This is a genomic window from Aestuariibaculum marinum (assembly GCF_014596975.1).
GTDB lineage: Bacteria > Bacteroidota > Bacteroidia > Flavobacteriales > Flavobacteriaceae > Aestuariibaculum > Aestuariibaculum marinum.
On the sequence record NZ_JACVXD010000002.1, the window covers coordinates 148,381 to 170,624 of the forward strand.

Genomic DNA, 22,244 nt, shown 5'->3' on the forward strand with positions numbered 1-22,244 from the left:
AAGAAATGATGTCTATTGATTTATCTATTTTAGAGAAGTTTACAGGGGGAGATCGTTTAAAGATGAAGAAGTATATTGCGCTTTATCTAGATACAGCAACTGTACTATTCAATTCCATTGGTGAAGGGATTGCCGCTGAAGACTGGGAAAAGGTTTGTGCGAATGTCCATTCTCTTAAACCACAGATAACTTATATGGGATTGACTAATTTGAGTGAATTGTTGTTGAAAATTGAAGAGAAGTCAAAAGCTCAAGACACCTATTTCATAAATGAAATTTTTGAGCAAGCTTTGGTTGTCCATAGGCAATCTAAACAAGTTTTGGAAGGCTATTTAGAAACTTGAAGGAATTCCATATTTATCGTATAATGAGCTATAAAATGATGGTTTATAGCTCAAATATGACTAAATTTTGAGCTATATTTTAAATTTATTTAGCTCATATAGAAATTAGAGAGTGATGGGTTAAAATAAAAATTATATCCAAATTATTGCTAATTTCACTTAATTTGCTCACATTTTACATCGTAAACAGCTTATTTACAGCAACATAAAACACAATGAACGCACGTTGCCCCCAATGTTGCCCCCTTAAAAAGAAAAAGCCTCGTAAACTCAATGTTTACAAGGCTTTACGATTTCAAATCGTGGTCCCACCTGGGCTCGAACCAGGGACTTTCTGATTATGAGTCAGATACTCTAACCAACTGAGTTATAGGACCGAAATCGGCTGCGAATTTAAGACTATTTTTATAACCCCACAAGAAAATTATTCTTTAAAATTCATTTCTTGACAAAGTTCTATTAAAACACCATTAGTCGATTTAGGATGCAAAAAAACAACTAACTTATTATCAGCACCTTTCTTTGGTATATCGTTTAAAACCGTGAATCCTTCGGCTTTTAATCTTTTTATTTCTTTTTCTATATCCTCGACATCAAACGCGATGTGATGTACACCTTCTCCATTTTTTTCTATAAATTTTGCTATTGGGCTATCAACCTTTAAAGCTTCTAAAAGTTCAATTTTATTCTCTCCTACTTTAAAAAACGACGTTTTCACCCCTTCACTTTCTACCTCTTCGGTTTTATAACTTGGTGATCCAAGTAATTTAGCGAACAATTCGTTAGAGCTCTCAAGGTTTTTAACCGCAATTCCTATATGTTCTACTTTATTCATTAAATATCAGTTTAGATTAAGATACAAAATTTGTAAATCAAAAGTAAGATTATCTTTAAATATCCTGTATTTTTGCACGGTAAACAACCTAAGTTTTATAAATCAAGACTTTGGTAGACATAAATTTTAATTTCGAGATAAATCTCGGTATATTTAAAACTCACTTAGTGAGTAACCTTTAACAGGTATAAACATGAGCATAGTAGAGGAAAGTCAAAGACAGAAGAAAATAGGATCGGTTTTACAACGCGATTTGGTTGAAGTATTACAGGGAGCAGCTACTCAAGGCGGTATGCAGGGTGTGATTATATCGGTATCTAAAGTTAAGGTAACGGTAGATTTAAGTGTTGCAAAAGTATATTTAAGCATTTTCCCAAATGCTAAAGCCAAAGAATTATTAGAAGGCATCAAGTCGAACACCCCTTTAATTCGTCATGAATTAGCACAACGTACCAAAAACCAGTTGAGACGTATGCCTAATTTAGAGTTCTTTATTGATGACTCTTTAGAATACATTGAAAAAATAGATCGTTCACTAAAAGGCGAAGAAAACCCTATTAAAGATCCTAGTATTTTAGATAAAAGAAAAAAATCGTAATTGAGTTTTCCGTTATATATAGCTAAACGTTACTTGCGCTCTAAAAGCAGCAACAATGCTATTAATTTCATTACCTATATTGCTATTATCGGCGTTATTTTAGGTGCCGCTTCTTTATTTATTGTGCTCTCTGGCTTTGCGGGGCTTAAAGATTTTACACTTCAGTTTTCAAGCATTGTAGATCCCGATTTAAAAGCCGAAACTACTTATGGTAAATCTTTTGAACTTTCAGACTCCGAAATATCTCAATTAGATACTGTTCAAGGTGTAGCTTCGTATTCAAAAATAGTTGAAGAACGCGTTATCATTTCATCAAACAATAAAAATACGATTGCTACTATTAAAGGTGTTGACCAAAATTTTGAACAGATTGTGGCGGTCGATTCCATTTTAGATACCGGAAGCTGGCTAGACCAGAACACAAGAGAAATTGTTGTGGGCTGGGGACTTTCAAACACGCTTTCTTTAGGGCTTTTAGATTACACCAAACCCTTAAATATTTATGTCCCTAAACCAGGAAAAGGACAAATAACATCTACCAAAAATGCCTTCAATACCGTAACTGCAAATAATGTTGGTATTTTCTATATTAATGAAGATTTAAACGACAATTATATTTTTGCACCTATAGATTTAGCTCAAAACCTTTTAAACTATCAGCAAAATCAAATTACGGCAATTGAATTCAAACTGAAACCAAATGCAGATATCGAATCTGTAAAACAGGAAATTGGTTCTATTTTAGGTGATAAGGTTATTATTAAAAATCGTGAACAGCTGAATGATGCCTTATACAAAATGCTGAACACTGAAAATCTTGCAGTATACCTTATTTTCACGCTGGTTTTAATCATTGCCTTTTTCAATATTGTAGGCTCATTAATCATGATGATGCTAGATAAAAAACAAAGCTTAAACACCCTGTTTAATATTGGAGCTACAGTAAAAGACATTCGTAGAATTTTCTTTTATCAAGGCAGCCTAATGAGTATTATCGGCGGACTTTTAGGACTTATCATTAGTGTTATCGTTGTAATTATTCAGCAACGTTATGCCTTACTTATGATTACACCATCGTTACCTTATCCGGTAGCCATTAAATGGGAAAACTTTTTTGTTGCCTTTTTAACCATTTCTGTATTAGGTGTTATTGCCTCAAAAATTGCCTCCGTACGTATTACAGAATCTTTAGTAAAAACCAACTAACCCAACTAAACTATGTTAAATAAAAACCGAATAAACCTTAAAAAGTTATGGCTTTTTATAGGTGTCATATCCTGCTGCCTGATTGCTTTCAATTGCAAAAATGAAAGAATTATCAAACTAAAAGTCCTTCAGTTTAATATCTGGCAGGAAGGCACGGTGGTTAAAAACGGATTTGATGCTGTTGTTAATGAAATTATTAGAACCGATGCCGATTTAATTGCCTTTAGTGAAGTTAGAAATTACAACAATATTGATTTTAGCAAACATATTGTTGAAGCTTTAAAAGACAAAGGGCATACCTATTACGCACAACCAAGTCAGGATACAGGAATACTGTCTAAATACCCTATTATTGAACAAACCGCATTATACCCTGTTAAAAACGATCATGGTTCTATTACCAAAGCCATCATTAATGTCCTTGGAGTTGAAGTGGCCTTTTATAGCGGACATTTAGATTATTTAAATTGTGCTTTGTACCTACCTCGCGGTTACGACGGATCGACTTGGAAAAAATTAGATAGTGTAGTAACAGATGTTAAACTGATTCAAAAAAACAACTTAGAATCGATGCGTGATGAGGCTATCGATACTTTTATCGCTGACGCGGAAAACGAAATCAAACAAGGCCGCTTAGTTATTTATGGAGGGGATAACAATGAACCTTCACATTTAGACTGGATTGAAGCTAACAAGAATTTATACGACCATAACGGGGTTGTAATAAACTGGAGAAACACCGCTGAATTAGAAAAACACGGTTTTAAAGATGCTTATCGGGAAATATTTCCAAATCCGGTTACGCATCCGGGGTTTACCTATCCGGCAGATAATCCTTTGGTTCCTATTAATAAATTAGCCTGGAGCCCTGAAGCTGATGATAGAGATCGTATTGATTTTATCTTTTATTATCCAGATGAAAAATTACAACTTATAGACACTAAAATTCTGGGACCGAAAGGCGATGTTTCCAAAAACAAACGTGTTTTACAACCCACCGAAGATATTTTTATAGAACCGCTTAACGCCTGGCCTACAGACCATAAAGCGGTATTAGCCAGTTTTGCACTTAAGTTTTAAGACTTATAAAAACATCTGCTTAATTAAGGATGAGATTCCTTGGTACACTTAGAATGACAAAGTATACGCAAAAGTGATAGCAGCGGCAGCTTTTGTAAAATTAACTTCTCGATACAAATTTTCCTCATTTCAATTGGAAACCCCACTCGAAGTGACAAATTTTACAAAACTACAGCGTATAGCACGGTGGCTTGCCATTTGCCCTAAAAATTAATGTGTAAACTGATAGTCGCCGAAGTTCTCTAAAACCTCATCGAAAGCTGCAAATACATCTTTCGGGTCATCGCTGGTTACCATTTTAGTGCGGTATTCCTTGAAATGTGGAATGCCTTTAAAATAGTTAGTATAGTGGCGACGGGTTTCGAAAACACCAAGCACTTCGCCTTTCCAGTCGATAGACATTTGCAGGTGTCTGCGAGCGGCTTCTACACGCTCTTCTATAGAAATAGGCGCCAAATGTTCACCTGTTTTAAAGAAGTGCTTTACCTGTTTAAAAAACCATGGGTTACCAATACTCGCCCGACCAATCATAGCGCCATCAAGTCCGTAACTATCACGCATTTCCATAGCTTTTTCGGGTGTATCGACATCGCCGTTACCAAACACTGGAATATGCATTCTTGGATTATTTTTTACTTCAGCAATAGGTTTCCAATCGGCATTACCCTTATACATCTGCGCTCTGGTACGACCATGAATAGAAATAGCTTTACACCCTACATCCTGTAAACGCTCGGCCACTTCCAAGATGCGAATAGACTCGTGATCCCAGCCCAAACGGGTTTTTACTGTAACCGGAATATTAGTACGCTTTACCATTTCGGCAGTAAGTTGCTCCATTAAGCACACATCTTTTAAAATACCCGCTCCGGCGCCCTTACTCACGACTTTTTTAACCGGACAACCAAAATTAATATCAATAATATCTGGTTTCGATTCGGCTACAATATCTATGGTTTGCAGCATACTATCCAGATTGGCACCAAAAATTTGAATCCCTACCGGGCGCTCCTTTTCATAGATATCCAGCTTCATAACGCTTTTCGCAGCGTTACGAATTAAACCTTCACTCGACACAAACTCAGTATACACAACATCGGCTCCTTGTTCTTTACAAAGGGCACGAAATGGTGGATCACTCACATCTTCCATTGGCGCTAAAAGCAATGGAAACTCTGGTAAAACTATATCGCCAATTTTGGGCATATGCTTCAAAAATTAATATCCTAAAAACAAATAAAGCTGTATTAAATACAGCTTTATTTGGTGCAAAGATACTAATTTTCTATAGTTTAGCTGCAATATCGGCCGTATATTTCCTTAGGGTAGCTCTTGCCATACCTAAGTTTGCCTTGTTAGAATCTACAGCTAAATACACAAAGTACTCACCGTTTTCAGCTAAATTAATAATATGAATCTGAGAGTTTAGTGTGATTAAGATATCGTCTATTTTTTCGTTTAACTTTAAAGCGCGGATCGCGTTTAACTTTGCTTTTACAACTTCTAAGTTATATGCTGAAGCTAACTCAGGATCGAAACTCGGATCTAAAGTATTAGAAACATAAGACATTCCTGTTTTTACTTCTGTTACAGCAACCGCTACGAATCCGCTTAAGTTACTTTTTAAATCATTTACGAATGTGTTCAAAAAATCTGCCATAGTTTTTTAATGGTTAAGTTTATAATTATTTTGGGTTTGTATTAGGTGAGGCATTATGCCTCGGTTTCTTGAAATAAGCTTTGTAATCTTCTATGAATAAGGGCTAACTTACTAGAGTCGTAAGTGACCACGCCTAAGTACCTATCCTCCTCTACCTTTTTAACAACAAATAGTCCTGATTGGGCATTAAGAATGATGTTGTCTATTTCTCCTAATTCGAAGTCTTCCGCGATCTCCCTGCACATTGTGGTAATCATACTTGACATTGCAGCAAAATTTTCGGATAAATCTAAATACATGGATTCCTCTAAAACGCCATCTGAATCAAAGATAAATCCACACTCTACGTCAATATCTTCTATTAACGCATCTAAATCTATTGGTTTAGGCATAGGTTGTAGGTTTTAAGATTAGGGGTTTTCAAATATAAAGAGTCCGAGACTGACTACAAAATGTTTTTTAACATAAAAACTCCTATATTTTTATGTATTTTGTTAAATTTTTCCTGTTTGGTTAATATATTTATATTTACAAAAAGAAAACCCAAATTTACCACCTATGAAAAACAAGATGTCTTTAGAAAGTTTGGAAAAAAAACTAGACAAACAACTCATTGAATTCAGAAAGTATAGAACAAAAAATGGTTTGCAAACCAAAAAGAAAGGATTATTAACCAAACTTTTTACTTAAAAACAAAAGATTTAATACCCACAAAAAGCAAAGCCTGTATTATTAGCAGGCTTTACTTTTTAAATACCCATCCATTTTTTAATTATTTCATTATACGTTCGTCCTGTAGTTATGGATGTTTTAGAATCGTTATTTAGGGAAATGATAAGTTTATTACTTTTCAATGGAATATTCTGTTGTTCTAATTACTGGAATACCCGATAAGGTTAGCCCTTCTAAAGTGACTTTTACCTTGGTCTCCACCTTGCTATTACTATATTCCAGAGTTGTTATACCATTAGTATCAGGATGCACATAAGGGTTCCAGTACAAGGTATTTCGAATCGCATCGTTATTATTTAAATCGAACTCGGCATCTTCACCATAACTTCCTGTATAAAACACACGAGCATCATAATACCCTTCAACAGTTTTAGAAATAGAATGGAATTCCTTTTTAGGTTTATTATTCACCGATCCTATCTTAGTATAAATTAAAATGACACCGTTACCTCCATCTGGTCCAAAAATAGCAGCGCTAGGCCCTTTAAATACTTCCACCCGATCGACATTTTCAGGCATGATGTAGCTAATATCTGCTGAAGAAAACACAGGAAACCCATCTAGAATAATATGTGCGGGGCCATTAAACCTCATAAACCTAATGGTATCGTTCGTAACCAAAACTCCAGGAACCAGAAATTGAATCAATTGATAAATACTACTGTAAGGCGGTGTATCTTCATCTACATAATATTTATATTCCGGATTGCCATAATAACTAGGCGTTTCATCCTTTTTCTTGGCTATAATTTCAACTTCATCTAAAACGTTTTCCGGAGAAACACCGTAAGCAATAAATTTATTATAGACATGTTTTTTAATAGACTCCAGTTTTAACGTATCAGCGATAACCGGTTTATATTTAAAGTTTGTTGGCATAGGTTTAGATGATAAACTATCGAGTAACAACTCTCCTTTCCCCTTTCCTTTATCATTTTTAGTATTTACCAACATCGTGGTTTTACCAGTATAACTAATGTCTTTAAAACGAAAGCGCCCTAACGAATCGGTAACCTCGGTAAATAACTGCATCCCTTCCTTATCGTTTAATAACGCCAAAGTAATATTGTTGTCCGGTTTTGGTTTATTTCCAAAAAGTTGTTTAACCCTGCCCGATACCGGAAGACCTGTCTCGATATTATATTTTGGTAATTTAGGCGCCTGAGGTAGTGTTTTCCATAAGAAATCGCGCCATCCTTGGGTTAATAGCAATAAATCTAAACAGACCAATCGTTTCGAATTACTCTTATCGAAATAAAACCCGGGATTGTACACCTGTCCTTTAATATCGGATTCCATTAAAAAATAAGAACAGATATTGCTTGCGTATTTAGAATTCTCACTCACACTACTCACATCAATACTAGCCATAGAAAAACTAGCAGGTAATGGTTGCCCTGACTTACTTTTTGAAACCACACTAATTTCCACTTTTTCCTCTGGTTTGTAACTAGCCTTATTGGTCTTTAGTCTTATATCTAAATCATCTTCCGAACCTTTATCATTATACCACAGCCGTTCGCTTTGCGGAACAGCATTTTTATCGTAAAGGGTTATTTGGCATATGCCTTCTGGAATTTGATTTTTAGGAATTTCAAAAGCCACCTTTTTGGCGTTAAACGGAATTTCACCTTGGAAATAAGAAATGCCTCGAACTCTGGCAACGATAGCCACAGGATCACCTTTTTGTCCCTTAAATGTTTTATCGTTTGTTTTAACCGTAACAATATCTCTTCCTTGAACCTTAGAAATCCCCATCAATACCCCTGTTTCACTCACCTTAGGTAATGGGATATCTATAGTTTTTCCGCGCTCTGAAGTTATTTCTGCTCTTAAATTAGAACTTAAATTGGGCTGAATTTGAAATTTCCCCATACCATCGTGCAAACTGGCAAAAAGTGTCACCAAATTACCATTAGGTTCCACAATTCTTCCTTTAACTTTTACAGGGTTTCCATTCTCATCTGACGCTTTAAAAGCCACTGTACTAACAACACCATCAACTAAATTTCCGCCTTCAGGAAAAAACTGAAATTGAAAAGGCTGCTTAACTTCTGTTGCCGCTTCTTCTTTCTCCTTTTTTCTTGAATTTGACTTTCTCTTAGCTTCAGATTCATTGGAGTTATCTTTAAAAACATCGATAATTTCAATCTCTTTTTCAAACACAAAGTCATCCCCGAAATTTCGATCCCAATTGGTATAAGCTCGTAACTGATAAACTCCGGGTTGCTTAACACCTAAAGAATCTGACAATTTAAAATCGCCATGTCCTAAACCTTGATCTAACTTGGTTTTATTTCGTGCAATAATTTTGGAGTCTGGTGAAATTAACTCTACATAAAGAATTTTGCTTTGATCGAACAACAAATGATTATATGCCAATACCGAATAGGCTTTATACCATAACGACTCTCCCACAGTATAACACGACCTGTCGGTATGCACGTAAACCTTTTCTATATTCGCAACGGTTCCACTTTCCTGAGCCTGTAGACCTCCTATTAGTAAAACAAAAATACCGGTTAAAAACCATTTAAAATCTGTAGATATTCGGGTTAGCATATTTAGTTTGTAATGAGTTAGCAGTAAAACAATAGACACTAAATGTAAGTAAAAGTTTAATGTTTTAAGCTAGCAAGCTTCATTCCATGTCACTTTTCTTATTAAAAAAACTAATTATTCATCTGAATTATAACTCCAAGTAATATTTTAGAGAGATACAATTTGAAAACATCTATATTTGCAAATTATATCTAGGTTTAGATCAGTTTTATGAAGAATATTAGAAACTTTTGCATCATTGCACATATAGATCACGGGAAGAGTACACTTGCAGACCGCTTATTAGACTATACTGGTTCGGTTACCGAAAGGGAAAAACAAAATCAGCTATTAGATAATATGGATTTGGAGCGCGAGCGCGGTATTACTATTAAATCGCACGCCATCCAGATGGACTACATTCACGAAGGTGAACATTTCGTTTTAAATCTTATTGACACTCCTGGTCACGTTGATTTCTCTTATGAGGTATCACGATCTATCGCCGCATGTGAAGGGGCCCTACTTATTGTTGATGCCGCGCAAAGTATTCAGGCACAAACCATATCTAACCTATATTTAGCTTTAGAGAACGATCTGGAAATTATTCCTGTTCTTAATAAAGTAGATTTACCGAGTGCCAACCCTGAAGAAGTAACCGATGATATTGTTGATTTATTAGGTTGTGATCCTGAGGATGTTATTCACGCCAGTGGAAAAACAGGCTTTGGTGTAGACAACATCTTAAAAGCTATTATCGAGCGTATTCCTGCCCCTAAAGGTGACCCGGATGCGCCATTACAAGCCTTAATTTTCGACTCAGTTTACAACACCTTTAGAGGTATTGAAACCTATTTTAGAGTGTTTAATGGTGAAATTAAAAAAGGACAGCACATTAAATTCGTAGCAACAGGCAAAGATTATTACGCCGATGAAGTTGGAACGTTAAAACTAACTCAGGTTGCAAAAAAAGATATTAAAACCGGAGATGTAGGCTATCTTATTACCGGTATTAAAACGGCTAAAGAAGTAAAAGTTGGTGACACCATTACAGATTTTGAAAAGCCAACACAAAACATTGTAGAAGGTTTCGAAGATGTAAAACCAATGGTATTCGCCGGAATTTACCCTGTAGACACCGAAGATTACGAAGACCTTCGTGCTTCTATGGAAAAACTACAGTTAAACGATGCTTCGCTGGTTTTCCAGCCGGAAAGCTCGGCTGCATTAGGTTTTGGGTTCCGTTGTGGATTCTTAGGAATGCTTCACATGGAAATCATTCAGGAACGTTTAGAGCGTGAATTCGATATGACGGTAATTACCACCGTACCCAACGTATCGTACCATGCCTACACCAATAAAAACACTGAAGAAACCATCATTGTAAACAACCCATCCGACTTACCGGATCCTTCAACTTTAAATCGTGTTGAAGAGCCATATATTAAAGCCACCATTATTACCAAATCGGACTTTATTGGTAATGTCATGTCGCTTTGTATTGAAAAGCGTGGTATTGTAACCAATCAAACGTATTTAACTCCTGAGCGTGTAGAATTATCGTTTGAAATGCCTCTTGCGGAAATTGTATTCGACTTCTACGATCGTTTAAAAACGGTTTCTAAAGGGTATGCTTCTTTCGATTACCACCCAATAGGAATGAAACCATCTAAACTGGTACGTTTAGACATTTTATTGAATGCACAACCTGTCGATGCGCTTTCTGCATTAATTCACGCCGATAACGCACAAACTATTGGTAGAAAAATGTGTGAGAAGTTAAAAGAACTTATTCCGCGTCAGCAATTCGATATTCCTGTTCAGGCAGCTATTGGTGCCAAGATTGTATCTCGTGAAACCATCAAGGCCTTACGTAAAGACGTAACAGCAAAATGTTATGGTGGAGATATTTCTCGTAAACGTAAATTACTTGAAAAACAGAAAAAAGGTAAGAAACGTATGCGACAAGTTGGTAACGTTGAAATCCCTCAGCAAGCGTTTATGGCGGTATTAAAGCTTAACGACTAACATTTTTATAATCAGCAGGCGTTTTTATAAGAAATTATTATTGATATTTTTGAATTATTTCGATAATGTAATTTTTTCTTTAAAAATGAACGTATGTTAAAAAAGTGGACAATATTTTTGTAAGTTTATAACAAAGCAAAAATATTTAATGACTATTTTACATATAAGTGCAGAATGTTATCCCGTAGCAAAAGTAGGCGGGCTAGCTGATGTCGTTGGAGCTTTACCAAAATACCAAAACAGCTCAAGCACCACATCTCAGGTTATCATGCCATTTTATGATAACAAATTTACTCAGGAAAACACGTTTTCTTCAGTTTACGATGCACAGCTAAAATTAGGAGATTCCGTTTACGATTTTCAAATTTTAGTATTAAAAGATAAGCCATTAGATTTTGATGTCTTTTTCGTAAATGTTCCGGATTTGTTATTTAAAGATTATGTATATTCTTTCGATGACACCGAGCGTTTTTTAGCCTTTCAAATAGGCGCTTTAGACTGGTTACTAACCTGGCATGATTACCCGGATATTATCCATTGCCACGACCACCATACTGGGTTGGTCCCATTCATGCTTCAGGAAAGTTATAAATATGAAGCCTTCAGAAATATTCCGAATATCATTACCATTCATAATGCGCAATATCAAGGCTGGTTTTCGCATGAAAAGGTTGGTTTAATTCCTCCGTTTAATTTTGACCATGTTGGATTATTGGATTGGGGCAGCCAGATTAACCCCTTAGCGGCAGGTATAAAATGCGCTTGGAGTGTAACTACCGTTTCGCCAAGTTATATGGAAGAACTTAAACAGGCTGCCAATGGTTTAGAAAGCTTGTTAAGTGCCGAAAGTGAAAAATGCACCGGTATTTTAAATGGAATAGACTGGAAAGTATGGAATCCGGAAACCGATACCTATATCGTAAAAAGCTATGACATAGAAACCGTTGATAAAGGCGCTAGTTCTAACAAGAAATATCTATGCGACACTTTTAATCTGGACTTTAAAAAACCATTGTTTGCTTTTATTGGTAGACTGGTTGATGAAAAAGGATCGGATTTATTTCCCGAAGTGTTTAAACTGGCACTCGAAAAAGATAACCTTTCCATTTTATTATTGGGATCAGGAAATAAAATGGTTGAAGGCCAATTACAAGATCTAAAATCAGACTTTGTTGGAACCTATAATGCCTTTATAGGCTACGACGAAAAGTTATCACATATTATTTATGCCGGGGCGGATTTTTTACTCATGCCCTCGCGTGTTGAGCCATGTGGCTTAAATCAAATGTATGCCCTGCGATATGGAACTATTCCTATTGTACGAAGCATAGGCGGTTTAAAAGATACCGTAACTGATATTAATGAAGAAGGCGGCTTTGGTATTTGCCACCCAAATACAGCCGTTTCCGAAATAACCGAAGCTATCGATAGAGCTATAACCCTATATAAAGACCAACCAACCTATAAAGGCATTAGGCGCCAGATTATGGCTATAGACCATTCTTGGGACGCTTCTGCTGGAGAATACATTAATTTATATAACACATTAAAATCTAGCCAACAATGATTAACAACAAGGTTTTAGCCATCATACTTGGTGGTGGACAGGGATCTCGATTACACCCATTAACGCAACAACGCTCAAAACCAGCAGTACCAATTGCCGGAAAATACAGGTTGGTCGATATTCCTATTTCTAACTGTATTAACGCAGACATTAAGCGTATGTTTGTGTTAACACAATTCAATTCTGCTTCGTTAAACCGCCACATTAAAAACACGTACCACTTTAGTTTTTTTAGTAGTGCTTTTGTCGATGTATTGGCAGCAGAACAAACACCTGAAAATAAAGGTTGGTTTCAAGGAACAGCAGATGCCGTGCGACAAAGTATGCACCACGTATTAAGGCACGATTGTGAATACATTTTAATTTTATCTGGTGATCAGCTTTATCAAATGGATTACGATAAAATGATTGAGGCCCACGAAAAATGCGGTGCCGAAATCTCTATTGCAACCATTCCAGTTAATGCAAAAGATGCTACCGGTTTTGGAATTTTAAAATCAGACGAAGAAAGTATCATTACCTCGTTCATTGAAAAACCAGATGCTAGTTTATTACCTGAATGGACCTCGGAAGTAAGTGATGAAATGAAAGCTGAAGGTAGAAACTATCTGGCTTCAATGGGGATTTATATCTTTAATCGGGATTTATTAGTTGAATTAATGAATGACGAATCGACCATAGATTTTGGAAAAGAAATCATTCCGCAATCAATCAACAAACATAAAACCTTAAGTTATCAATACGAAGGTTACTGGACCGATATCGGAACTATTGAATCCTTCTTTGAAGCCAATATTAGTTTAACAGCTAACATTCCTAAATTCGATTTATACGACGAAAACAGACGTATTTATACGCATGCCCGAATGCTGCCAACCACCAAACTGGCAGGAACCAATTTAGATAAAGCCGTTATTTCTGAAGGTTGTATTATCGCAGCAGCAAAGATTGAAGAATCGGTTATTGGTATTCGTTCCCGCATTGGTAAAGAATCCACCGTAATAAAAACCTATATGATGGGTAACGACTTTTACGAAACCCTTCAGGAAATAGAAGAAAAACATATCAAAATATTAATGGGTATTGGCGAACGATGCTTTATTAAAAATGCTATTCTCGATAAAAACTGTCGCATTGGAGACGACGTAAGAATTAATGGTGGCAGTCATTTAGAAGACACCGAAAATGACATGTACGCAGTAAGAGATGGCATTGTAGTAGTAAAAAGCGGTGCAACTATACCTAACGGATTTGTAATATAATTTATGGCTCAAACTAAAGTTTATAGTCTGTTCACAGACTTCGATATCAATTTATTTAAAGCAGGTAAACACTATAGGCTTTACGAAAAATTTGGCTCTCATATAGTAACCGTCGATGGCATTGAAGGCACATACTTTGCTGTATGGGCACCAAGTGCTAAACGGGTTTCGGTTATTGGCGACTTTAACTACTGGGCCGAAGGCGAACATGAGTTAAATGTGCGTTGGGACAGCAGTGGTATTTGGGAAGGCTTTATTCCTTTTGTTGGCAAAGGCAACCTATACAAATACAAAATTGAAAGTCATAATAACGGTATTAAAACTGAAAAAGCCGATCCATACGCCAGACGATGTGAACACCCTCCCAAAACAGCATCGATAGTTTGGGATGACACCTACAAATGGAAAGACACCGATTGGATGAAAAAGCGTAAAAAGTACAATGCTTTAAATGCACCATATTCGGTTTACGAAGTCCATTTAGGCTCCTGGAAACGCAACATTGAAGAAGACCGATCGCTATCTTATTTTGAATTGGCAGATGAATTGGTAAACTACGTTAAGGACATGAACTTTACACACGTCGAGTTAATGCCTGTTATGGAGTTTCCTTACGATCCGTCTTGGGGTTATCAAATTACAGGATACTTCGCTCCTACCTCACGTTACGGCTATCCGGAAGAATTTAAATATTTAGTAGACAAATTACATCAAAATGATATAGGTATTATTTTAGACTGGGTGCCTTCACATTTTCCTGAAGACGCCCATGGTCTAGGGTTTTTCGATGGCTCAAATTTATATGAGCACCCAGACAAACGTAAAGGCTATCATCAGGACTGGAAGAGTTTAATCTTTAATTACGGTCGTAATGAAGTTAAATCTTTCCTGATTAGTAATGCCATTTTCTGGCTAGAACAATACCATGCCGATGGCTTACGTGTCGATGCCGTAGCCTCAATGCTATTCTTAGATTATTCTCGTGAAGACGGTGAATGGGAACCAAATATTTACGGTGGAAGAGAGAATCTGGAAGCGATTGACTTCATGAAAGAGCTCAATAAAGAAATTTATGCGTCCTTCCCCGATGTACAAACAATTGCTGAAGAATCAACAGCATTTACAGGCGTCTCTAAACCTGTTTTTATGGGAGGACTAGGCTTTGGTATGAAATGGATGATGGGCTGGATGCATGATACCTTAGAATACTTTTCTAAAGATCCTGTATACCGTAAATACCATCAAAACGATATTACCTTTAGTTTGGCTTATGCCTTCTCAGAAAACTTCATGTTACCCCTATCGCATGACGAAGTCGTTTATGGTAAAAATTCTATTTTAGGGCGTATGCCAGGTGACGAATGGCAGCGCTTTGCTAATCTGCGCGTGCTTTTTGGTTATATGTTTACTCACCCAGGCACTAAACTACTGTTTATGGGTGGCGAATTTGGTCAGTATAACGAATGGGATTTTCAGGCGAGTTTAAACTGGAATCTGTTAGAATTTGATCCGCACAAAAATTTCCAAAATTATTATAAGGCCTTAAATAAATTATACACCACTACCCCAGCACTATTTGAAAAAGGATTTTCTTATGACGGGTTCGAATGGATTAACTACGGTGATCATGAAAATTCTGTGATTTCATATATACGAAAAGGCGAAAACCCAGAAGACAACGTCGTTGTTGTTTGTAATTTAACACCAACCATTCATAAAAAATATTGTATTGGTTTACCTGTATCTGGAAAAATTAAGGAGATCTTTAATAGTGATGACGAAGCCTTTGGTGGCAGTGGCGTTTTAAATTCAAGAGCTATCACTATAAAAGACAAGCCTTATAATGGTAAAGACTATTCGGCGGAAATTACTTTACCTCCTTTAGGCATTTCTATTTTCAAATTTAACTAGCAAGAAGGCTTTGTTATACATTACGCAATTATATAACTGATATGTTGCGCTTTACGCAATTTGTCTCTTGTATTTTTGCCAATAATAGCGCATTAAAAATTAATTGTTTTAGTACTTTTAATGATGCATATACTAAAGTTATAATTTTATGATTTTAAATACAGAATTAGAGTATAAAGGAAACTTGTTTCCTTCCCATATAATTTCCTACGAAAAAAATCTTGACACTCTAAATTTCACCACAGAAAATGGTGTGATTTTACAAATAACCGTACAGCGCGATAGTGTACTACGTTTTCGATTTACAACATCAGGTATCTTTGAAAACGATTTTTCATATGCTATTACCAAATACGCCAGTCGAGGTTATAACCATTTAGAAGTTGAAGAGGAAGAAGATAAATATATCATTATTACAGCTAAACTTAAATGTCACGTTAATAAAGCCGATTTAAGAACCGCTATTTATGATGCACAGACCAATGACTTGATTTGTGAAGATGAATTAGGTTTTCACTGGGAGGAAAGTTACGAGTTTGGTGGCGATATTGTAAAGATGTCTAAAGTTGCACAGGAAGGTGAAAGCTACTATGGCTTAGGCGACAAACCTGCCGATGTAAACCTAAAAGGCAAGCGCTTTGAAAACTGGGTAACCGATTCTTACGCCTACGGAAAATATACCGACCCTATTTACAAAACCATTCCGTTTTATACGGCACTTCATCATAAAAAAGCTTACGGTATTTTCTTTGATAATACCTTCAGATCGTATTTCGATTTTTGTCAGGAGCGACGTAATATTTCCAGCTTCTGGGCGCAGGGTGGTGAAATGAATTATTATTTCATTTACGGACCAGAAATGTCGGAAGTGGTTGCAAACTACACCGATTTAACCGGAAAACCACATCAATTACCGCCGCTTTGGGCTTTAGGATATCACCAGTGTAAATGGAGTTATTACCCGGAAGCGAAAGTAAAAGAAATCACCAATAAATTCAGAGAACTAAAAATTCCATGTGATGCTATTTATTTAGACATCGATTATATGGAAGGATTTAGATGTTTTACCTGGAGTAAAGAATATTTCCCAGATCCGAAGCGTATGGTTAAGGAATTGGCAGATGATGGCTTTAAGACCATTGTTATCATTGACCCGGGAATTAAAATCGACAAGGAATACTCGGTGTTCAAGGAAGGCTTAGATAACGATTACTTCTGTAAACGTGCAGATGGCCCTTATATGAAAGGTAAAGTATGGCCTGGTGAGTGTTATTTCCCTGATTTTACGAATCCGGAAGTACGCGAGTGGTGGTCTAACCTTTTTCAAGAATTAATTGAAGAAATAGGCGTTAAAGGCGTTTGGAATGACATGAATGAGCCTGCTGTAATGGATGTACCTGGAAAATCGTTTCCAGACGATGTAAGACACGATTACGAGGGTAACCCCTGTTCACATAGGAAAGCCCACAATATATACGGTATGCAAATGGCAAGAGCCACTTATCAAGGCTTGAAAAAGTTTGCCTACCCTAAGCGTCCGTTTGTCATTACACGTGCAGCTTATTCAGGAACCCAGCGTTACACATCGAGCTGGACAGGTGATAATGTCGCGTCCTGGGAACACCTATCGATTGCCAATATTCAGGCACAGCGTATGTGTATGTCTGGATTCTCGTTTATCGGATCGGATATTGGTGGATTTGCAGAACAACCTAACGGCGAACTTTACGCACGTTGGATTCAGTTAGGTATCTTTCATCCGTTTTGTAGAACACACTCTTCCGGCGATCATGGCGATCAGGAACCATGGACTTTTGGAAAAAATATAACGGATGTGGTTCGTAAATTTATCGAGTTAAGATATGAGCTCCTACCCTATTTATACACTGCTTTTTGGCGTTATGCCGAAGAAGGTATTCCTATTTTAAAATCGTTGGTATTATACGATCAGTTAGATACCCATACCCATTACAGAAGTGATGAATTTATATGTGGTGAAAAAATACTGGCCTGCCCTATTTTAGAGCCTAATGCTAAAGGACGACGCATGTATTTCCCGACTGGGGAATGGTATAATTACTGGACCGACGAAATTGTTGAAGGTGGTCAGGAGTTATGGGTTGATGCCGATTTAGATAGTATGCCTATATTCATTAAATCGGGTGCATTAATACCTAAATATCCTGTACAGCAGTTTGTAGGAGAAAAAGAAATTGACGAGTTAAAACTGGACGTTTATTTTAAAATTGGTAAAGAAACCTCCGAAGTTTATGAAGATGCCCACGATGGTTACGATTACATTAAAGGTAGATATAGCCTAAGAAACTTTAGCTTAACCGGTAAAACAACAGAACTTGTTATACAACAACATAAATCTGGTAAATACACCACACCTTATGATACGTTTAAACTACAGTTACACGGTTTACCGTTTAAAATTAAAAAAGTGATTATCGATAAAGTAGAATATTCATTTAAAGATATTCAGCTTAACGGGAATAATTCTTTTATCATTAATAAAGACTTTACCGACTTACATATTTTATAAACTCCACACAAAAACAAGTTGAACAAAAAAGCGCTCGTATTTAACAAGCGCTTTTTTTATTAATCAATTTAAACATCTATACTATCGAAAGGTTTTCCTAAATACACTAGTTTAAACTCTTTTTCAATTTTAAACTCTTTGGTAAGGGTACATATAATATGAAGCTCTCCGTCGCGATCTTTAACAAATAAAGGAATGGCCTTTTGCTCTCTGTTAAGTTTATCAATCTTCTTGAGGTATTCCTCTTTTGTATTGATATCTACTTCATGGATAATAGGATAATCTCTGGCCACTTCACTAAAATTAATGAAATCATCTTTGGTAGAGAAAATCGTATCTAATGACATATCTTCCTGGTTTTTTATTTCTTGGGACGAAATCAACCTATACGATCCTCGCTCTCCTAAATGATCTCTAAACTTATTAATACTGTATTTGTTAATCTCATCACTCCCCGTAAACGCTAATAAATAACCGATATCGCTTAACTCGACATCGTTAGTCAAGTCTTCAGAATAAATATTCGCCTGCATGGCATCTAAATCTATGTTTTTTGCTTTGTTTATATTATCCAGGTTATTATCGATTAACACCACATGACGCGCATTTTGTTTCAAATACCTTGCAATAATTCTCGATGCTTCAGAAGCACCAATTATTAAAATACCATTACTTGCTTTAAGATACACCCCTATCCATTTGGCTACATAACGTGCAGATGCTGCATTTAAAAGAACTGTTACCAAAACGGTTGTAAAAACCAATGGTGTAATATATTCGGCATAAGGCTCGCCTCTAAATGCCAGTTTTGTACCAAATAAAGAGGCGATTCCCGCTGCTACAATACCTCTTGGTCCTACCCAGCTTATAAATACTTTTTCATTGAACTTAAGTCCCGAGTTTGAACAACTTAAGAAAACACCCAATGGCCTTAAAACAAATATGATAATAGCCATGAGTAAAACGGTTTTCCAATTGTAAACAATTAGTAGATCTTCAAGATTTATATTCGCCGACAGTAAAATGAATAATATTGATATTAGTAAAACACTCAACGATTCTTTAAAATATAAAAGCTCTTTTAAGTTGGGCAACTTACTATTTCCTAATACCATTCCCATCACCACAACCGCCAAAAGTCCGGATTCATGTGCAAAGATGTCCGATTCTACAAAAACTAATAACACTACAGACAAGGCCGTTACGTTAAGCAGGTAATGTGGTATGAGCTTTTTCTTAATTGAAAAATATAGCACCAACGCTGCCGTAGTACCAAAAGACAAACCTACCACGACAATTTTACCAAATTCTATAATAGCCTGAAGAGTATACCCATTGGTTTCGTCAATACTAATAAACTCAAACATTAACACGGCTGCTAAAGCACCAATCGGGTCGATTAAAATTCCTTCCCATTTAAGCACGGTTGAAATTTCCTTTTTTAAAGGAATATTTCTCAAAATAGGAGCTATAACCGTAGGCCCTGTAACTATAATGAGAGCCGAAAACAAAAAGGACACTTTCCAACTTAAGTCAAATATAAAATGTGCTGCTAAACCAGCCCCTATAAAAGTAATGAGTCCGCCAATACTGATTAGCTTCATTATAACTGGGCCTACCTTCGATATTTCATTTCGCTTTAAGGTTAATCCTCCTTCAAAAAGAATAATACCAATGGCTAAGGATACAAAACTATAAAGACTGTCTCCAGGAAATAATCCTTTTTCGCCATTCCAAACAGGCTCAATCCACTTACTACCATCTGCAGAAAACAATGTTGAAATAGGACCTACAAAAAGCCCTATAAGGATTAACGGCAAAATTGCGGGGAGTTTCATCCGCCAAGCAACCCATTGTGACAATATTCCTAAAATAACAATACCCGAAAGTTCAATCATGTACAAATTCTTTTACTTAGATAATAGCAAAATATTAAAAATTGACTACTAAATGGCTATCTTATTAGGGATATTTAAAAAAATTTCAGATATTTAGAATACACCGTTTAAACTAAATAGGCTATTATGGAAGGATTTGATATTTTAAACCTGTTCCTCGTCCTGCTCTCTGCTTGGGGTGCTGGAGCCTTGATTAAACGTTTCGGATACCCTGCCATTTTAGGAGAATTACTTATTGGAATAATTATAGGTCCGCCATTGCTAGGTCTTGTAGATACCTCAAGCACCTTAACAATCCTATCTGAAGCCGGTGTTATCCTCCTTATGGCCTACATTGGCATGGAAATTAATTTTAAAGATTTAGGAAAAGCCTCTTGGGCAGGACTTCTTGCGGCTATTGGTGGCTTTGTGGTGCCGTTTGCTTTAGGGTATTATGTAGTAACATTATCTGGCGGTACAAGTATAGCAGGGCTTTTTGTTGGTATTGCTGTTGGCGTTACTTCCTTAGCTACTAAAAGTCGGATTTTAGTAGATTTAAACTTATTAGATACCCGTATTGCCTATGTTTTAATGGCAGGCGCCCTATTTTCAGATACTATGGCGTTGATTATTTTTGCCGGACTATCAAGTTTTATAGACGCTGGCTCTGTAAATTTGAATGAAATCATATGGATTAGCGGTAAAATAATTCTGTTCTTTTTATTCGCAACGGTATTCGGACTTTACCTTCTCCCTAAACTTATCAAATGGTTTGAAGACAAAAACATTAAGAATCGTACATTTTATTTTTCTCTACTTTTAATCATCGTTTTTGGACTCTCAGAATTATCAGAATTGGTTGGACTTCATGGTATTTTAGGTGCTTTTATGGCTGGTCTTTTCATAAAAGATGATCTATTTCCTAAAAAAATAAGCACAAATATTTCTAATGTTTTTCACGATGTATCGGTAGGTTTTATGGCTCCTATCTTTTTTGTTACTGCCGGATTTCATGTTTCCCTTGATGTATTTCAATCCGATTTAAATCTTTTGATTCTAATACTAGGTGCTGCATTTATTGGTAAAATATTTGGTACAATACTATTTTATTTACCTAGTGGACATGGCTGGCGAGAAGGGTTAGCCGTAGGAACAGGAATGAATGGTCGAGGTGCTGTAGAAATAGTAATTGCCGGGATAGGTTTACAAAAAGGGGTGATTACCCAAGAAATTTTTTCAATCTTGGTATTCATGGCTATTATAACAACACTTTCTGTGCCTCTATTATTAACATGGTCTACTAACTGGTTAAAAAAACGCGGCGAACTGGTTAAACAATTTTCTAAAAAAGGATGCATTATATTAGGAGCAAACCCATTAGGACTTCTTGTAGGTAAACATTTAAAAGAAAATAATCTTTATAGACGCCAATAAAACCTTATCTGAACAAGCCGAAAGCAAAGGGTTTAAATGTATACATGGTAATGTTTTGGAAGAAGCAACATTACTCGAGGCCTCTGCTAAAGATTTCAGAACATTTATTGCTTTAACCGAAAATACAGAGATTAATCTATTAGCTTCTCAATTGGCAAACGACAATTTTTACGTCCCTGAAAAATATGTAGTTATCTCTCCAAATGAAAATAACGAAGGGGCAGGTGTTAACCTTTTAGGCGCAGCATCTACCCTATTTGCAAGCCGAACGGACATAAAACCTTGGATAGAAAAAATTCAATCTTCGAATTATAATGAAGTGGAAACCAAAATAACCAAAGAAACCACTACCCGATTATGGGTGAAATCTCAACTACAAAAAAACAACCAAGTTCTACCGCTTGTTATTTTAGACATTAACGGCAACAAACGTCCATTTGGATATAATGATACCTTAGAAGCTAACGAAATAGTTATTTATATTGAATAATACACACACAATAAAAGAAGCTATTCTAAACTAAAAAACCTACTTTAGTAAATATAACCTATTGTTATTTTCTTCTTAATATATTCTTAACGTTTTAAGGCAATTACTCTAATTTTAGTAATTTGCACCAC

17 protein-coding genes and 1 tRNA gene are annotated in these 22,244 nt (G+C 36.0%); 11 read left to right on the forward strand and 7 right to left on the reverse strand.

Features of this window, described 5'->3' with window-relative positions:
* The first annotated feature begins 5 nt into the window (after positions 1–5).
* Positions 6–344 carry an Hpt domain-containing protein gene (locus tag ICJ85_RS04535; RefSeq protein ID WP_188222596.1) on the forward strand — a complete coding sequence of 113 codons (339 nt, stop codon included), beginning with the start codon at positions 6–8 and terminating at the stop codon, positions 342–344.
* Positions 345–647: 303 nt separating this feature from the next.
* Here ICJ85_RS04535 and ICJ85_RS04540 read toward each other — a convergent pair.
* Positions 648–721: transfer RNA gene (locus tag ICJ85_RS04540), tRNA-Ile, on the reverse strand.
* A 47-nt stretch (positions 722–768) separates the two neighbouring features.
* Positions 769–1,179 carry a methylmalonyl-CoA epimerase gene (gene mce, locus ICJ85_RS04545; protein ID WP_188222597.1) on the reverse strand — a complete coding sequence of 137 codons (411 nt, stop codon included), beginning with the start codon at positions 1,177–1,179 and terminating at the stop codon, positions 769–771.
* A gap of 193 nt (positions 1,180–1,372) precedes the next feature.
* Between mce and rbfA the strand changes: the two genes are divergently transcribed.
* From rbfA to ICJ85_RS04560, 3 genes are read left to right on the forward strand one after another with little or no spacing between them, the layout of a single operon-like run.
* A complete protein-coding gene (rbfA, locus tag ICJ85_RS04550; protein ID WP_188222598.1) occupies positions 1,373–1,777 on the forward strand; it encodes a 30S ribosome-binding factor RbfA in 405 nt (134 codons plus the stop codon).
* Positions 1,778–2,983, forward strand: coding sequence for an FtsX-like permease family protein (locus ICJ85_RS04555; protein ID WP_188222599.1), 1,206 nt, complete (start codon positions 1,778–1,780; stop codon positions 2,981–2,983).
* A 12-nt stretch (positions 2,984–2,995) separates the two neighbouring features.
* Positions 2,996–4,063, forward strand: coding sequence for an endonuclease/exonuclease/phosphatase family protein (locus ICJ85_RS04560; protein WP_206688028.1), 1,068 nt, complete (start codon positions 2,996–2,998; stop codon positions 4,061–4,063).
* Positions 4,064–4,273: 210 nt separating this feature from the next.
* Here ICJ85_RS04560 and dusB read toward each other — a convergent pair whose 3' ends face one another.
* The 4 genes from dusB to ICJ85_RS04580 all read right to left on the reverse strand — a co-directional run bounded on the left by dusB (position 4,274) and on the right by ICJ85_RS04580 (position 9,017).
* Positions 4,274–5,269 (reverse strand): tRNA dihydrouridine synthase DusB, encoded by a 996-nt coding sequence (gene dusB / locus ICJ85_RS04565; protein WP_188222600.1) that lies wholly within the window; start codon positions 5,267–5,269, stop codon positions 4,274–4,276.
* Positions 5,270–5,348: 79 nt separating this feature from the next.
* A complete protein-coding gene (locus ICJ85_RS04570; RefSeq protein WP_188222601.1) occupies positions 5,349–5,723 on the reverse strand; it encodes a hypothetical protein in 375 nt (124 codons plus the stop codon).
* A gap of 53 nt (positions 5,724–5,776) precedes the next feature.
* Positions 5,777–6,115, reverse strand: coding sequence for a roadblock/LC7 domain-containing protein (locus tag ICJ85_RS04575; RefSeq protein ID WP_188222602.1), 339 nt, complete (start codon positions 6,113–6,115; stop codon positions 5,777–5,779).
* A 451-nt stretch (positions 6,116–6,566) separates the two neighbouring features.
* Positions 6,567–9,017: a Plug domain-containing protein gene (locus ICJ85_RS04580; RefSeq protein WP_188222603.1), complete on the reverse strand. Its 2,451-nt coding sequence runs from the start codon at positions 9,015–9,017 to the stop codon at positions 6,567–6,569.
* Positions 9,018–9,227: 210 nt separating this feature from the next.
* Between ICJ85_RS04580 and lepA the strand changes: the two genes are divergently transcribed.
* The 5 genes from lepA to ICJ85_RS04605 all read left to right on the forward strand — a co-directional run bounded on the left by lepA (position 9,228) and on the right by ICJ85_RS04605 (position 18,312).
* A complete protein-coding gene (gene lepA, locus ICJ85_RS04585) occupies positions 9,228–11,024 on the forward strand; it encodes a translation elongation factor 4 (protein WP_188222604.1) in 1,797 nt (598 codons plus the stop codon).
* 148 nt (positions 11,025–11,172) lie between these two features.
* The gene (locus ICJ85_RS04590) at positions 11,173–12,591 is read left to right on the forward strand and encodes a glycogen synthase (protein WP_188222605.1); all 1,419 of its coding nucleotides are present in this window, start codon (positions 11,173–11,175) and stop codon (positions 12,589–12,591) included.
* The gene (locus ICJ85_RS04595) at positions 12,588–13,853 is read left to right on the forward strand and encodes a glucose-1-phosphate adenylyltransferase (protein ID WP_188222606.1); all 1,266 of its coding nucleotides are present in this window, start codon (positions 12,588–12,590) and stop codon (positions 13,851–13,853) included. The genes ICJ85_RS04590 and ICJ85_RS04595 overlap by 4 nt, the downstream gene beginning before the upstream one ends.
* Before the next feature lie 3 nt (positions 13,854–13,856).
* Entirely contained in the window at positions 13,857–15,764 is a 1,908-nt protein-coding gene (gene glgB / locus ICJ85_RS04600; RefSeq protein WP_188222607.1) for a 1,4-alpha-glucan branching protein GlgB, read from the forward strand.
* Positions 15,765–15,912: 148 nt separating this feature from the next.
* A complete protein-coding gene (locus ICJ85_RS04605) occupies positions 15,913–18,312 on the forward strand; it encodes a glycoside hydrolase family 31 protein (protein ID WP_188222608.1) in 2,400 nt (799 codons plus the stop codon).
* Positions 18,313–18,380: 68 nt separating this feature from the next.
* On the opposite strand, the gene ICJ85_RS04610 is transcribed toward ICJ85_RS04605, so the two are convergent.
* Entirely contained in the window at positions 18,381–20,210 is a 1,830-nt protein-coding gene (locus ICJ85_RS04610; protein WP_188222609.1) for a cation:proton antiporter, read from the reverse strand.
* Between the two features lie 126 nt (positions 20,211–20,336).
* Here ICJ85_RS04610 and ICJ85_RS04615 point away from each other — a divergent pair, with 126 nt between their 5' ends.
* Both ICJ85_RS04615 and ICJ85_RS04620 read left to right on the forward strand, forming a co-directional pair.
* The gene (locus ICJ85_RS04615) at positions 20,337–21,623 is read left to right on the forward strand and encodes a cation:proton antiporter (RefSeq protein WP_188222610.1); all 1,287 of its coding nucleotides are present in this window, start codon (positions 20,337–20,339) and stop codon (positions 21,621–21,623) included.
* Complete coding sequence (locus tag ICJ85_RS04620) at positions 21,610–22,113, forward strand: NAD-binding protein (RefSeq protein ID WP_317173059.1); 504 nt, start codon at positions 21,610–21,612, stop codon at positions 22,111–22,113. The genes ICJ85_RS04615 and ICJ85_RS04620 overlap by 14 nt, the downstream gene beginning before the upstream one ends.
* Positions 22,114–22,244: the final 131 nt, after the last annotated feature.

Bases quoted from the DNA above. Each gene is read 5' to 3' on its own strand.
- ICJ85_RS04535 (WP_188222596.1), top strand. From the start codon at position 6: ATGATGTCTATTGATTTATCTATTTTAGAGAAGTTTACAGGGGGAGAT.
- mce (WP_188222597.1), bottom strand. From the start codon at position 1,179: ATGAATAAAGTAGAACATATAGGAATTGCGGTTAAAAACCTTGAGAGC.
- rbfA (WP_188222598.1), top strand. From the start codon at position 1,373: ATGAGCATAGTAGAGGAAAGTCAAAGACAGAAGAAAATAGGATCGGTT.
- ICJ85_RS04560 (WP_206688028.1), top strand. From the start codon at position 2,996: ATGTTAAATAAAAACCGAATAAACCTTAAAAAGTTATGGCTTTTTATA.
- dusB (WP_188222600.1), bottom strand. From the start codon at position 5,269: ATGCCCAAAATTGGCGATATAGTTTTACCAGAGTTTCCATTGCTTTTA.
- ICJ85_RS04570 (WP_188222601.1), bottom strand. From the start codon at position 5,723: ATGGCAGATTTTTTGAACACATTCGTAAATGATTTAAAAAGTAACTTA.
- ICJ85_RS04575 (WP_188222602.1), bottom strand. From the start codon at position 6,115: ATGCCTAAACCAATAGATTTAGATGCGTTAATAGAAGATATTGACGTA.
- ICJ85_RS04580 (WP_188222603.1), bottom strand. From the start codon at position 9,017: ATGCTAACCCGAATATCTACAGATTTTAAATGGTTTTTAACCGGTATT.
- lepA (WP_188222604.1), top strand. From the start codon at position 9,228: ATGAAGAATATTAGAAACTTTTGCATCATTGCACATATAGATCACGGG.
- ICJ85_RS04590 (WP_188222605.1), top strand. From the start codon at position 11,173: ATGACTATTTTACATATAAGTGCAGAATGTTATCCCGTAGCAAAAGTA.
- ICJ85_RS04595 (WP_188222606.1), top strand. From the start codon at position 12,588: ATGATTAACAACAAGGTTTTAGCCATCATACTTGGTGGTGGACAGGGA.
- glgB (WP_188222607.1), top strand. From the start codon at position 13,857: ATGGCTCAAACTAAAGTTTATAGTCTGTTCACAGACTTCGATATCAAT.
- ICJ85_RS04605 (WP_188222608.1), top strand. From the start codon at position 15,913: ATGATTTTAAATACAGAATTAGAGTATAAAGGAAACTTGTTTCCTTCC.
- ICJ85_RS04610 (WP_188222609.1), bottom strand. From the start codon at position 20,210: ATGATTGAACTTTCGGGTATTGTTATTTTAGGAATATTGTCACAATGG.
- ICJ85_RS04615 (WP_188222610.1), top strand. From the start codon at position 20,337: ATGGAAGGATTTGATATTTTAAACCTGTTCCTCGTCCTGCTCTCTGCT.